The organism is Actinoplanes sp. 13 (genome assembly GCF_056134165.1).
This window is the reverse complement of the sequence record NZ_JBVYOQ010000030.1, coordinates 1-13,220: the sequence shown is the minus strand read 5'-3', so window position 1 is coordinate 13,220 and position 13,220 is coordinate 1. Positions and strand designations below refer to the sequence as shown.

13 protein-coding genes are annotated in these 13,220 nt (G+C 69.7%); 8 read left to right on the top strand and 5 right to left on the bottom strand.

Going from position 1 to position 13,220, the window contains the following annotated elements; all coding sequences use genetic code 11:
• Positions 1-4: 4 nt before the first annotated feature.
• Positions 5-2,377 carry a glycoside hydrolase family 3 N-terminal domain-containing protein gene (locus AC0NH5_RS35820; RefSeq protein WP_474411551.1) on the bottom strand — a complete coding sequence of 791 codons (2,373 nt, stop codon included), beginning with the start codon at positions 2,375-2,377 and terminating at the stop codon, positions 5-7.
• A 268-nt stretch (positions 2,378-2,645) separates the two neighbouring features.
• Between AC0NH5_RS35820 and AC0NH5_RS35815 the strand changes: the two genes are divergently transcribed.
• From AC0NH5_RS35815 to AC0NH5_RS35805, 3 genes are read left to right on the top strand one after another with little or no spacing between them, the layout of a single operon-like run.
• Positions 2,646-3,974, top strand: a complete 1,329-nt coding sequence (locus tag AC0NH5_RS35815; RefSeq protein WP_474411549.1) for an extracellular solute-binding protein — start codon at positions 2,646-2,648, stop codon at positions 3,972-3,974.
• The gene (locus AC0NH5_RS35810; protein ID WP_474411547.1) at positions 3,971-4,897 is read left to right on the top strand and encodes a carbohydrate ABC transporter permease; all 927 of its coding nucleotides are present in this window, start codon (positions 3,971-3,973) and stop codon (positions 4,895-4,897) included. Before AC0NH5_RS35815 ends, AC0NH5_RS35810 begins: the two co-directional genes overlap by 4 nt.
• Before the next feature lies 1 nt (position 4,898).
• Positions 4,899-5,804: a carbohydrate ABC transporter permease gene (locus tag AC0NH5_RS35805; RefSeq protein ID WP_474411545.1), complete on the top strand. Its 906-nt coding sequence runs from the start codon at positions 4,899-4,901 to the stop codon at positions 5,802-5,804.
• Between the two features lie 125 nt (positions 5,805-5,929).
• On the opposite strand, the gene AC0NH5_RS35800 is transcribed toward AC0NH5_RS35805, so the two are convergent.
• The gene (locus AC0NH5_RS35800; protein ID WP_474411543.1) at positions 5,930-6,940 is read right to left on the bottom strand and encodes a LacI family DNA-binding transcriptional regulator; all 1,011 of its coding nucleotides are present in this window, start codon (positions 6,938-6,940) and stop codon (positions 5,930-5,932) included.
• A gap of 78 nt (positions 6,941-7,018) precedes the next feature.
• Complete coding sequence (locus AC0NH5_RS35795; RefSeq protein WP_474411541.1) at positions 7,019-7,900, bottom strand: LLM class F420-dependent oxidoreductase; 882 nt, start codon at positions 7,898-7,900, stop codon at positions 7,019-7,021.
• A gap of 511 nt (positions 7,901-8,411) precedes the next feature.
• Here AC0NH5_RS35795 and AC0NH5_RS35790 point away from each other — a divergent pair.
• The 3 genes from AC0NH5_RS35790 to AC0NH5_RS35780 are packed head-to-tail and all read left to right on the top strand — an operon-like array spanning position 8,412 to position 9,780.
• Positions 8,412-8,753: a PadR family transcriptional regulator gene (locus AC0NH5_RS35790; protein WP_474411707.1), complete on the top strand. Its 342-nt coding sequence runs from the start codon at positions 8,412-8,414 to the stop codon at positions 8,751-8,753.
• A complete protein-coding gene (locus tag AC0NH5_RS35785; RefSeq protein ID WP_474411539.1) occupies positions 8,750-9,307 on the top strand; it encodes an acetoacetate decarboxylase family protein in 558 nt (185 codons plus the stop codon). The genes AC0NH5_RS35790 and AC0NH5_RS35785 overlap by 4 nt, the downstream gene beginning before the upstream one ends.
• Entirely contained in the window at positions 9,304-9,780 is a 477-nt protein-coding gene (locus AC0NH5_RS35780) for a hypothetical protein (RefSeq protein WP_474411537.1), read from the top strand. Before AC0NH5_RS35785 ends, AC0NH5_RS35780 begins: the two co-directional genes overlap by 4 nt.
• Before the next feature lie 37 nt (positions 9,781-9,817).
• Here AC0NH5_RS35780 and AC0NH5_RS35775 read toward each other — a convergent pair whose 3' ends face one another.
• Positions 9,818-10,066 carry a hypothetical protein gene (locus tag AC0NH5_RS35775; RefSeq protein WP_474411535.1) on the bottom strand — a complete coding sequence of 83 codons (249 nt, stop codon included), beginning with the start codon at positions 10,064-10,066 and terminating at the stop codon, positions 9,818-9,820.
• A gap of 199 nt (positions 10,067-10,265) precedes the next feature.
• Entirely contained in the window at positions 10,266-11,093 is an 828-nt protein-coding gene (locus tag AC0NH5_RS35770) for a helix-turn-helix domain-containing protein (protein WP_474411533.1), read from the bottom strand.
• A gap of 379 nt (positions 11,094-11,472) precedes the next feature.
• Between AC0NH5_RS35770 and AC0NH5_RS35765 the strand changes: the two genes are divergently transcribed.
• On the top strand, positions 11,473-11,937 hold the full coding sequence (locus AC0NH5_RS35765) for an Hsp20/alpha crystallin family protein (protein WP_474411531.1): 465 nt from the start codon (positions 11,473-11,475) through the stop codon (positions 11,935-11,937).
• Positions 11,938-12,160: 223 nt separating this feature from the next.
• Positions 12,161-13,051, top strand: a complete 891-nt coding sequence (locus tag AC0NH5_RS35760) for a P1 family peptidase (protein ID WP_474411530.1) — start codon at positions 12,161-12,163, stop codon at positions 13,049-13,051.
• Positions 13,052-13,220: the final 169 nt, after the last annotated feature.

Here is a 13,220-nt window from a genome sequence, read left to right as displayed (position 1 = left end):
GAGCCTAGTGGCCGGAGCCTGCCGCACTCACCTCCACCGGGGTGACCAGCGTCCGGGTGGAACCGGCCTCGCGGACCGGGCCGATGAGGGTGACCGAGCCGGTGCACGGCAGGTCGGCGGCCGACGAACCGACGGATATCCGCAGCTCGCCGGGCTCGACGATGCGGCGCATCCGGCGGCCGGTGTAGGCGGCGCGGTCGGTGTGCACCCGGAATGTCACGTCCGCGGCGGCGCCCGCGGCGAGCTCCACCCGGTGGAATCCGGTCAGCTGAATCACCGGACGGGTGACCTCGGCGACCGGATCGCTCAGGTAGAGCTGGACCACCTCGGCGCCGTCCCGGCCGCCGGTGTTGGTGACCCGCACGGTGGCGGTGAACTCGCCGTCGGTCGGCACCGACGTCGCACTCAGACGCAGGTCCTCGATGGCGAACGTGGTGTACGAGCGGCCGTGGCCGAACGCGTACAGCGCGGTGGGGTCGAGGTTGCTGACCCCGAGGTGCACGGCGCCGAGCCGGGGCTGAAGGTACGTGCCCGGCTGCCCGCCCGGGTGCCGGGGGATCTGCACCGGTAGGCGGCCGGAGGGCTGGACCCGTCCGGAGAGCACGCCGGCGATCGCGGCACCGCCCTCCTCGCCCGGCATGAAGGCCTGCACCAGCCCGGCCGCGCGGCCGGCGATGTCGCCCAGCGCGTACGGGCGGCCGGAGACCACCACCACGACGACCGGTTTGCCGGTCGCGAGAAGCGCTTCGACGAGCTCCGCCTGCACACCGGGCAGGCGCAGGTCCTCGGCGTCGCAGCCCTCGCCCGAGGTGCCCTTGCCGAACAGCCCGGCCAGGTCGCCGACGAAGGCCAGGCACACGTCCGCGGACTCGGCGGCGGCCACCGCGGCGGCGAACCCGGAGCGGTCGGCGCCGCTGACCTCGCAGCCGGCCTCGTGGACGATCTCGGTGCCGGGCAGCTCGGCGCGCAGCGCGGTGACCGCGTCCGGCAGCTCGATGCCGTCGTCGATGCCCGGGTAACGGGGCAGCACGTGGTTGGGGAAGGCGTAGCAGCCGAGGAACGTGCGGGCGTCGGCCGCGCACGGGCCGACCACCGCGATCCGGCCCGCGCCGGACAGCGGGAGCGCGGTGCCGGCGTCGAGCAGCACGACCGAGCGCTCGGCCATCTCCCGGGCGAGCGCCCGGTTGCCGGCGGAGTCCAGGTCGACCTCGGCCGCCCCGGTCACCGTGCCCTCCGGGGTCCAGCCCTCGTCGAGCAGGCCCAGCTCGGCCTTCTGGGTGAGCAGCCGGCGCGCCGCGCGGTCCACGTACGCCTCGTCCACCTCGCCGCGGCGCACCCGGCCGACCAGGTTCTCGCCGAAGCCGATGGTGTCCGGCAGCTCGACGTCGATGCCCGCGACCAGGGCCAGGGCGCCGGCGTCACCGGCGTCGGCGGCCACCCCGTGGTTGCCGGCCAGGAACGGCACCGCCCAGTAGTCCGAGACCACCGTGCCGGTGAAGCCCCACTCGTCGCGCAGCAGCTCGGTGAGCAGCCACGGGTCGGCGCCGGCCGGGACGCCGTCCACGTCGGCGTACGAGTTCATCACCGAGCGGGCCCCGGCCTCCAGGACCGCGGTCTCGAACGGCGGCAGGATCACGTCGAGCATCTCCCGGTGGCCCATCGGGACCGGGCCGTGGTTGCGCGCGCCGCGGGAGGCCGAATATCCCGCGAAGTGCTTGAGGGTGGCGATCACCCCGGCGCTCTGCAGCCCCCGCACGTAGGCGGCGGCGATCCGCGACACCAGGTACGGGTCCTCGCCGATCGCCTCCTCGACGCGCCCCCACCGGTAGTCGCGCACCACGTCCAGCACCGGGGACAGGCCCTGGTGCACGCCGAGCGCCGCCATGTCGCGGCCGATCGCGGCGGCCATCCGCTCGATCAGGTCGGGATCGAAGGTAGCGCCCCAGGCGGTCGCCGACGGGTATACCGTCGCGCCATGGGCGGTGAAACCGGTCAGGCACTCCTCGTGCACGATCGCGGGGATGCCGAGCCGTGACGAGGCCATCACGATCCGCTGCTGGCGGACCAGCTCGGCGGCACCCTCGGCCACGGTCAGCGGGTAACTGCCGTACACCCGGGTCAGGTGCCCGAGGCCGTGCCGGCTCGCCTCCTCGAGGGCCGGCGCGCCGGAGAACTCGTCCTCCATCGGCGCGACGTTGTGACTCTCCTCCGGCTCCGGGCCGGCGGCGCCGGTGGCACCCTTGTCCTTGCCGAGCCAACGGCTCCCGAGCTGGGCCACCTTCTCCTCGAGGGTCATCTCGGCGAGCAGTGACTCGACCCGGTCAGGTACCGGAAGGCTCGGGTCGCGCCACGGGCGGGGCGCGTGTTCTGTGGTCAACGGTACCTCCGATAGTTTCCGAAACTTCCGGGGCCACCCGGAGTGCGGTTACAGGCGTTTTGCTGCGCTTACTCTCGCGCCCTGAGCACTGTTACGGCAAGGGTCTTGACACTCGTCACAGCGAAACCCTACGTTTACGAAACCTCGCGTTAATTTGCAGCCGCCGATCGAAACTTTCGAGAACTTAACCGGTTCGGGAAGATCGGCGACGGGACACTTTGCCATATCTCAAGCCGCCCCGGCGGCTTCTTCGAGTACGGAGATCAGCGTGAAACGCAGGAGTTTCCTCACCCTCTCCGCCGGCGTGGGTGCCGGCGCCGCGCTCGCCGCCTGCGGCAACGAAGGCCCCGGCGGCTCCGAGAGTGGCGGCGGGAGCGGCAGCGGTGCCGGCGCGGCCAGCTACTGGTCGCTCAGCGGCGCGCCGGGCGAGCCGCCCCGCAAGGCGGCCGTCGACCGGTTCAACAAGGCCAACCCGGACAGCAAGATCACTCCGACGCTGTTCCAGAACGACGCGTACAAGCAGAAGATCAAGACGGCGATGGGCGCCAACCAGGCCCCGACCATGATCTGGGGCTGGGGCGGCGGCGGTCTGAAGAGCTACGTCGATGCCGGTCTGGTCGAGGACCTGACCGACTTCTTCGCCCAGAACTCCGCGGCCAAGGACAAGATCCTGCCGTCCTCGTTCGGTGCCGCCACGGTCAACGGCAAGATCTACGCGATGCCGGTCGAGACGGTCCAGCCGATCGTGCTGTACTACAACAAGAAGGTCTTCGACCAGGTCGGCGTGCAGCCCCCGCAGAGCTACGGCGACATCCTCGCGCTGATCCCCAAGTTCAACGCCAAGGGCATCGCGCCGTTCTCGCTCGCCGGCCAGTCCCGGTGGACGAACATGATGTGGCTCGAGTTCATGCTCGACCGCAACGCCGGCTCCGAGGTCTTCGACAACGTGTTCGCCGGCAAGGCGGGCGCCTGGTCCGACCCGGCCGTGCTGGACATGCTGACGAAGGTCCAGGACCTGGTGAAGGGCAACGCCTTCCAGAAGGGCTTCGCCTCCACGTCGGCCGACACCAACGCCGACCAGGCCCTGCTCTACACCGGCAAGGCCGCGATGATGCTGCACGGCTCCTGGTCGTACGGCATCCAGAAGGCCAACGGCGGCAAGTTCGTCGCCGACGGCGGCCTGGGCTGGATGAACTTCCCGCCGATCGAGGGCGGCAAGGGCGACCCGACCAACACCGTCGGCAACCCCGGCCAGTACCTGTCGATCTCCTCCAAGGCGACGCCCGAGGCCAAGGAGACCGCGAAGAAGTTCTTCTCCACCACGCTGGTGGACGAGGAGGAGAAGGCCAACTGGGTCAAGTCCGGTGGTGTGCCGGTGCTGAAGGACAGCGAGAGCCTCTACTCCGGCGACGAGGCGCAGTTCCTCAAGGACATGTCGACCATCGCGTCCAACGCCAAGACCTTCGCGCAGTCGTGGGACCAGGCGCTGAGCCCGACCGCGGCCGAGGTCCTGCTGGACAACATCGCCAAGCTCTTCCAGCTGCAGGTCAGCCCGCAGCAGTGGGTCGACGCCATGAACGGGGTCATCGGTAAATGACGACGCTCGCTCCGCCCGTCATCCGAGGTCAGGAGCCCACCCGATCCAGCGGCGGGCGGAGCGGCTCCGTCGTCTGGATGGCCCTGCCCGCGTTCGTGATGTTCGTGTTCTTCGGGATCATCCCGTTGCTCGGCGTCATCGCGCTCAGCTTCGCCACCTGGAACGGCATCTCGCCGGAGATCACGTACTCCGGCCTGACCAGCTGGCGCGCGGCCCTCACCGACCCGGGCCTGCCCAACGCGCTGTGGGTCACCTTCCTGATCATGGCTCTCTCCTGGCTGGTGCAGACCCCGATCTCGATCCTGCTCGGCGTCTTCATGGCCGCACAGACCCGGTACCGCAGCTTCCTCGCGGTGCTCTACTTCATCCCCCTGCTGCTCAGCTCCGCGGCCATCGCGATCACGTACAAATCGCTGCTGGACCCGAACTTCGGGCTCGGCGCCGGCCTCGGGATCGAGGCGCTGAACCAGGACTGGCTCGGTAGGGCCGGCCTGGCCATCGGCACCCTGATCTTCGTGGTGTCCTGGCAGTTCATCCCGTTCCACTCGCTGATCTACCAGGGCGCGGTCCGGCAGATCCCGCGCTCGATGTACGAGGCGGCCCAGATCGACGGCGCCGGGCGGATCCGGCAGTTCTTCGGCATCACGCTGCCGCAGCTCAAGTACACGATCATCACGTCGTCGACGCTGATGGTGGTCGGATCGCTGACCTTCTTCGACCTGATCTGGGTGCTGACCGCCGGCGGTCCCGGCGACGCCACCCGCGCCCTCGCGGTCCAGATGTACCAGCTCGGCTTCCAGGGCAGCCTGATGGGCCCGGCGAGTGCCATCGCGGTCATCCTGGTCCTTGTCGGACTCGGCCTCTCCCTGCTGCTGCGGCGGCTGGGCGGGCGGGCCGACGAGAGTCAGCTGGAAGGAGCCTGAGATGGCGACGATGACTCCCACCACGGCCCGCAAGCAGGCCGACCGGCCACCGGCGTCGCACGCCCGGCGTCCGTCGGCCGGCCGCCGGCTGCGCGAGCTCAACCTGATCGGCGGCGGCTTCGGCTGGCTCTGGCTGATCGTGGTGATGGTGCCGCTCTACTGGCTGGTCATCACCAGCTTCAAGACCCAGGCGAACTACTTCCTCAGCAACCCGCTGAAGCCGCCGGCGGAGTTCACCCTGGAGAACTACCAGCTGGTGATCGAGAGCAACTTCGTCCGGTTCTTCATGAACAGCGTCATCGTCACCGTCGGCGCGATCCTGCCGGCCACGCTGATCTCGTTCATGGCGGCCTACGCGATCGTCCGCGGCGCCGGCAACCGGTTCCTCAAGACGGTCAACGGGATCTTCCTGATGGGCCTGGCGATCCCGCTCCAGGCGGTGATCATCCCGGTCTATCTGATCATCATCAAGATGGAGCTGTACGACACGCTCCAGGCGATCATCCTGCCCTCCATCGCGTTCGCCATCCCGCTGTCGGTGCTGGTGCTGGCCAACTTCATCCGCGACGTCCCGAAGGAGCTCTTCGAGTCGATGCGGATGGACGGCGCCACCGAGTGGGGGACGCTGTGGCGGCTGGCCTTCCCGCTCACCCGGCCGGCCCTGGTCACCGTCGTGATCTACAACGCGGTGGGCATCTGGAACGGCTTCCTGCTGCCGCTGATCCTCACCCAGAGCCCCGAACAGGCGACCATCCCGCTGGCGCTGGCGTCGTTCCAGACCCAGTTCGGGGTGAACGTGCCGGCGGTCGCCGCGTCGGTCACGCTCACCACGGTCCCGATCGTGCTGCTCTATGCGATCGGCCGCCGTCAGCTGGTCAGCGGCCTGACCGCCGGCTTCAGCAAGTAACGCCAACCCGTGCGTGGTGACTCCGGGCGCCCAGCGCGTCCCAGGTCACCACGCACGGTTGCGTCGTGCTCTGCTCGCGTGGGGACTTGAGGTGCGCAGCGCACCCGAAATCCCCACGCACGGTGTCACGCCGGTGCGGTGCTCTCCCGCACCATCAGCTTGGTGACCAGCTCCACCCGGGGTGTTTCGATGGTCTCGCCACGCGACAGCCGCAGCACGGTCCGGGCGGCGAGCGCCCCCATCTCGGCGAGCGGCTGGCGCACGGTGGTCAGCGGGGGAGAGGCCCACCGCGACTCCGGCAGGTCGTCGAAACCGACCACGCTCAGCTGCTCCGGCACCCGCATGCCGCGCCGCCGGGCCGCCTCGCACGCGCCGAGCGCCATCAGGTCGCTGGAGGCGAAGATCGCGGTCGGCGGGTCCGGCAGGTCGAGCAGCCGGCACCCGGCCACGAACCCGGACTCGTGCCGGAAGTCGCCGGTCTCGATCAGCGCGTCCTCGGCCCGCATGCCGGCCGCCTCCAGCGCCGCCCGGTAACCGTCCAGCCGCGCCCGGCTGCACAGCAGGTTCTTCGGCCCGGCGATGAACCCGATCCGCCGGTGCCCCAGCGACAGCAGATGGTCGGTCGCGGTCCGGCCGCCGGACCAGTTCGTCGCGCCGATCGTCGGCACGTCGGACGCGGCGCCGCCGGCCGGATCGATGATCACCACCGGGACCTTGAGCCGGTGCAGCTCGTTGTGCACCGGCTCGGCCACGTCCGAGGTCACGAAGATGACCCCGTCGGAGGCCCGGGCCCGCAGATTCTGCAGCCACTGCCGGGTGGCCGTGGTCCGCCGGTGCACCTGCGAGACCACGGTGCCCACCCCGGACGCGTGCGCCACGTCCTCGACACCCCTGATCAGCTCGAGCGCCCAGGGGCTGTCCAGGTCGTTGAAAACCAGGTCGACCAGGCGGGCCCGCCCGGAATGCCGAGAGTTGCGGGGCCGATAGTCGTGCTCACGCAGCAGCCGCTCGATCAACTCCCGCGTGCCGGGTGACACGTCGGAACGTCCGTTGAGCACCCGGGACACCGTGGGGACGGACACGCCGGCCGCCTCCGCGATGGCCGCGATCGTCACGCGTTGCCTGGCCACGGCCATGGGAGCGCTCCTTACCGCCGGGCCGGCTGATCGGAAGTTTCGGGCCCGGCATCGAAATCATGCCACGTCCCGGCCCGATCAGGAGAACTGGGGAATGACCTCCTGCTGGAAGCGCAGCAGCGGCTCGTGGTCGTAGGCCACCCGCGGGAAGTAGACGATCGCGTAGTCGGCCCCCGCCTCGGCGATCCGCTCCAGCTTGGCGATGTTGGTCGCGGTCGGATCGGCCAGGTCGACGTTGAAGCTGGTCGACTTGATGATCGGGTCGTAGTCGCGCTCCTGCCGCTCGCAGTGCGCCCGCAGAATCGCCAGCTTCTCCCGGATGACGGCCGGATCGCCGTTGCCGAAGTTGGCGCCGTCCGCGTACTGCGCGACCAGCTTCAGCGTCACCTTCTCGCCACCGCCGCCGATCCAGAACGACGGATGCGGCTTGCGTACGCCCTTGGGCTCGTTGATCGGCTGGTCGATCCGGTAGTGCCGGCCCTCGAAGACGGGCCGGTCCTCGGTCCACATCTTGTGCACGATCTGGACACCCTCGCGGAACGCCGCCATCCGCTCCGGGACCTCGGCCCACTCGTAGCCGTACGCCTTCCACTCGTGCTCGTACCACCCGGCGCCGATGCCCGCGTAGAGCCGGCCGTTGCTCGCCACGTCCACCGTGGAGGCGATCTTGGCGTACAGCGACGGGTGCCGGTAGCCGTTGCATCCGACCATCTGCCCGATGTTGACCCGCGTGGTGTCCCGGGCCAGCGTCGCCGAGACCGTCCACGCCTCGAAGGTCGTGTTCATCGTCGGCTCGGGCGTGGTGTGGAAGTGGTCGTACACCCAGACCGAGTCCCACGGCCCGGCGTCCGCCAGCCGCGCCACCGCGGTCATCGCCTCATACTGTTCGACCGGGTCGGCGATCTCGGTCAGATCCATCCGCCAGCCCTGCGGCACGAAAACCCCGAAACGCATGCTCATGCGCCTTAATCTATCGACTCGGCGATCCGGTCCCGGCCATTGGGTGATCTTCATCGGCCGAACACCGGCCCGAGCCGCCATCCCCGCCGCCGACTACCCCTCGGGTCCTGGGACTGACTTGTCCCGGCCGGATTCGGGGAAACGCTGGGGCAACCAGGACTCCCCATCAGGCTCGACCGCCGGCTGCTGAAGCTCGCCCCGGACCGCCAGCTGGTCCCGTGCGCCCCGTGCCCGGCGTGCGATGCGGTCGCCCTGGTCCTGCGGCTCGCGCCACCGCTGGAGCGCAGGGTGGTGGAGTGCACCAGCTGCGGCGAGGCGTGGGCCTGGACCGCGGCGGTGAGGAGCACCGCGGCGCGATCGAGTAGCGGGGGAGTGGTGGGGCACTGCGGCCGAGGTGGCCGAGCACGTCAGCCAGGGCGTCACGCCCAGCTCGGTGCGCCGGTGCGCCACGGGCGCCATTCACCGCGTGACCTTATTTCACCTAGATTTATCTGACCTAGTACATTACGAGATGACCGACGGGCCGAAGCGAATCACAGCGCCCTTCCTTGATGTTCTTGAGGTGTTCCTGGACTCCCCACGAGACGAGCTCCACGGTTGGGCAATTATCAGCAGATCGAAGCGGGGCGGGCCAACCGTTTACAAGATCCTTGAGCGCCTGACGGAAATGGGTTGGGCGACTGCGAGGTGGGACGACGCGCCGGCGGAACCGAATAAGCCGCGAAGGCGCTACTACCGGCTGACTGCCGATGGCATGAGCCGAGCAAAGACCGTTCTCGCGGACCGGCGTCCTGCGGCCACCCTGGAGCCTGCTCGTCGTATACGACCGGCGTTCGGCGGCGGGCACCTGTGAAGGACTTCTGGATCGGCGTCACGGTCTCGGTGGTCTTCGGGCTGATCGTGAACGAGACCTGCGAAGTTGCTCCATGGCTGGCCAAGCGTCTCGTCCGACGGGCAGCAGGCCTTTGGTCGGTAGGGGATCCCGATGTGGAAGCCACATATGCAGAGGAGTGGCAGGCCGTTGTAGATGATGCTCCCGGCAAGCTAACCAAGCTGTTCGCGGCCGGCCGCTTCTTCCTAGGTGCAGTCGGCCGGGTCGGTAACATCCGGCTGCGGGGCATCGTCGCGCGAGGAGGGCGCCAGCTGGCTCGGGCGTCCGCCAAGCACCGCTACTTCGCTCTACTTGTCGGTGTGGCGATGGGTTTGGTCACTGGCGTGTTTGTTGCTATCCGTTTCCTGCCGCCCGGGATGGCAGGCGCCGCTGAGATGGCTCTGAACGTGATCAGCGTTGTTGTGGCGGCCTTCGCAGTGTTCGGAGGGCTTCGGGGTGGGAAGGCCTCACAAGGATCGGTCGCGGCGCGGCGCGAGGTGCCTGGGGTTCGGGGAAACGAGGCAGGCAAAGGGTGAACCGAGGATCGCCCAGCCTTGACGCTGAGTCGGTCATTGTTGCCACTGGCCGCGGCATGATTCTGCCTACAGCCCGGGCGCACCATCTCCAAGATCTGTGCCGAGCACGACCCGCCGCTCACCTTCGAGCGCATCCGCACGGCGGCCGCCCCGAGGCGAAGAAGGCCGACGGGCGCACGCTGCGACAGCTCCTGGTCGACCTGGTGGCGAATGCTCACGGGCTGGCCGGCCAGATGTTCGCCCCCACCGTGGTGTTCAACTTCGGCGGCGAGGAAAACGACCACAGCGAGTGGCCGGTCGACGAGCCGCTGTTCCGCGGCAGGCGCGACATCGCCACCGCCATCCATGCGCTCGCGAACAGGGCGCTCAACCTTGTGGAGTACGACAAGGCCACCGGCAACGAGGACGAGAAGTCCATGCTCATCGACCTGCGCGATGCGCTGATCAGGGTGCGTACCAGTGCAGACCCATGATCCTCGCCATCGGGCGATCTTCATCGGCCGCGGCCGGTCAGGTCCGGCGGTTGGACGGCAACCGCGTCAGGCAGCGGGCGCGGATCAGCACGCGCCGGCGCCCGATCTCCTGGCCGGTGGAGCTGACCTCGACGCCGTCGACCTCGTACCAGAGGTCGTCGTGGTAGTCGACCGGGCTGTCCCAGCGGACGCGTTCGACGCGTAGCCGGAGCGGTCCGCTGCCGAAGCAGTAGTCCTCCTCGTCGAACTGGCTGACCGGCCGCTCGGGACCGCGGTTTCTGTCCATGGCCGTATCCCATCGTCGAGCCGGCTTCTGCTGCTCCCCAGAATGTGCGTCTGCACTAGCGGAATCAAGTGCTCATGCACGTGCATATGCACGACGGGCCCGAATTGGAAGATCGGATGTGGCGGACCGCCGATCGGCTGACCCCGCTCCAGCTACGCCTCGGCGGCACTCCCGCGGCCGCTCCGCCACTTCATGACGACTACGCGACGGCGTACGACCGCATGACGTCCCGTATCACCGAAGCCGCGCGCCCCGGAGGCGCGGCCGCGGCACTCGCGCGGTCCAGGGCGAGGGTGTACTGCTCGACGTCGAACGGCCGGTCGAGATAGGTGGCACCGGTCGGCTGCTCGGCGTAGACCATGTCCGGCAGCTCCGGCTCGGCGAAGCGCAGGATGGTGAACGGCAGCCCGGCCGTGGCCAGTGCGTCCGGCTGGAACGAGCCGATGTGCAGGCGGACGTTCGGTGACCGGCTGGCGTCGGCGAGCGCCTCCAGCTGGCGGCGCATGACCTCCGGGCCGCCCAGCTCACGATGCAGTGCCGTCTCGTCCACCACGGCCCACAGCATCGGCGGGCTCTCGCCGTGCAGCACGCGCTGCCGGCCCTGCCGCAGCTGGACGCGCCGGTCCAGCTCCGCCGGGGACGAGGTGCTGGAGAGTTCCAGCAGCGCCCGGGTGTAGTCGGGGATCTGCAGCAGGTCCGGGACGAAGTGCAGGTCGTACGTGCGGATCATCGAGGCGGCCTGCTCGAGCCCGAGATACGAAGTCAGCCACGGCGGTACGACGTCGGACAGCGGCTGCCACCACGCGGGGGTGTTCGCCTCCCGGACCAGGGCCAGCAGACTCTGCCGCTCGTCACTGTCCACGCCGTAGAGGGTGAGCAGGTCGGCGATGTCGCGTTCCTTGAAGGGGACCCGCCCCAGCTCCATCCGGCTGATCTTGGATTCGGACGCCCTGATGTGCCAGCCGGCGTCCTCGCGGGTGACCTGCCGGGCGACCCGGTACCGGCGCAGGTGTGCTCCGACCCGCATGCGTAGGGCAGTGGGGCCACCGCGGTCGTCGGAGAAGGCCGGCGTCAAGAGTCCTCCCGGTCATGGCAGTCGACTCAACTGGGGCGGTACCCGTCTGCACGTGCATCCAATCGTGCATCCTCACATACGTAAGAGGGTGCACACGACCGGGGGACGCGCGCATCCGGTCGCATGCTCCCGGACGGCTGTGACTACCGGCGATGACGTCCTCGCGACGCCCGAAAAATCTTGGCGAAAGGGCTGGCACTCGCCCGCCGACAGTGCTAAATAAACAAGTGTCTCCCCAGTTCAGAGCTCTGGGGAGCGACCTCGGCGAGATTGTGAGCCGAGCGCCACGAGCCGCCGGAAAGGCCGGTGGCTGCTTGGAGGAGGTGCATCCGTGGTGCTGACTTTCGATCCTTTCCGCGAATTCGACCGCCTGGCCGGTCAGATGTTCGCCGCCCCCGGCGCCGCCGGCGCCGCCACCACGGCGATGCCGATGGACCTGTACCGGTCCGGTGACCACTTCGTGCTGCACTGCGACCTGGCCGGTATCGACCCGGGCTCGGTCAACGTCGACGTCGACGGCCGCGTGCTGACCATCCGGGCCGAGCGCTCCGCCCGCACCGACGCCGACGTCCAGTGGGTCCGGCGTGAGCGCCTCACCGGAACCTTCGAACGGCGCCTCACCCTCGGCGACGGCCTCGACCTGGACCGCATAGCCGCCACCTGGCAGGACGGCGTGCTGACGCTGACCATCCCGGTCGCCGAGGCCGCCAAGCCGCGCCGCATCGAGATCACCACGGGCGGTGCGCCCGTGATCGAGGGCAGCTCGTCGTCCGACAAGACCGCCCTCGCCGCCTGACCGGAAACCCCTCGCCCGCACAGCCGGCGCGGCGCAGCCCCGCCGCGCCGGCTCCTACCCCAGCGTGGGGACTTCGGGTGCGGTGCGCGCCCGAAGTCCCCACGCAGTTCCTGTGCAGCCCGAGGGTGGGGAGTTCGGGTGCGGTTCGCGCCCGAAGTCCCCACGCAAGCGGTTGGTTGTGGTGGGAACGGGCGGTCCGGAAGGCGCGCGTAGCGTTTCGGGCATGAGCACGCCGCAACTGCTGTCGGCCTACGCCGGGCACTGGACCGGTGCGGGCACCGGAGTGACCGTGATCCTCCCGCCCCCGGGGACGGTCGGGTCGGGGGAGGTCCGCGGCGGCGCCCCGGCCACCCGCGAGTTCGCGCTTCTCGACCCGGTGCGGCTGGTCGACCGGGTGGACGCGGTGGTGCTCTCCGGCGGCTCCGCCTTCGGGCTCTCCGCGGCCGACGGCGTGATGACCCTGCTGCGCGAACGCGGCCTCGGCTTTCCGACACCGGCCGGTCCGGTACCGATCGTCGTCGGGATGTCGATCTTCGACGGGTCGGTGGCCACGACCCCGCCCGGTGCCGAGGCCGGGCGCCAGGCAGCCCTCGCTGCGCTGCGGGGAGATCTTTTCTTCCGGGGTACGGTCGGTGCCGGCACCGGCGCCACCACCGGCAAATGGCGCGGCCTGAGCGCGGGCGGCGGGCTCGGCTGGGCCACCGGCAGCGCCGGCGGCGCCCAGGTCGCGGTGGTCGCCGTCGTCAACGCCTGGGGCGACGTGCTCGGCCCGGACGGCCGTCCCCTGACCGGCGACGGGCCAGACCGGTCAGTCCGGCCCGGGGTTCCGTCGGACGGGGTGCCCGCGACATTCAGCAAGCCGTCCGGAATGGAGAACACCACGATCGCCGTGGTCCTCACCGACGCCGGGCTCACCAAGAACGACTGCTTCCTGCTGGCGCAGAGCGGCCACACCGGCTACGCCCGCGCCCTGCATCCCGCCCACTCCCGTTTCGACGGCGATGCCGTGGTGGCCCTCGCCACCGGCGAGTCCGGCGCCGATGCGGACCTGGACCTTCTGCGCGCGGTGACCACCGAGGTCACCGCCGAAGCCATCCGCTCCGCGCTGCCCTGACCGCCCGGCGCCCTGCCCACGGCCTGCGTTCCCAGCCGGCGCCCATCCACGTCATGCCCCCTCGATCACGTGGATGAGTGCCGGCCGGATGCGGGTCCGTACCAAGATCGGTGTTTTCGGCTTTCGGTTAGTAGGTTTCGGCGGCCGGCCAGCGGTCACCGAAGGTGAT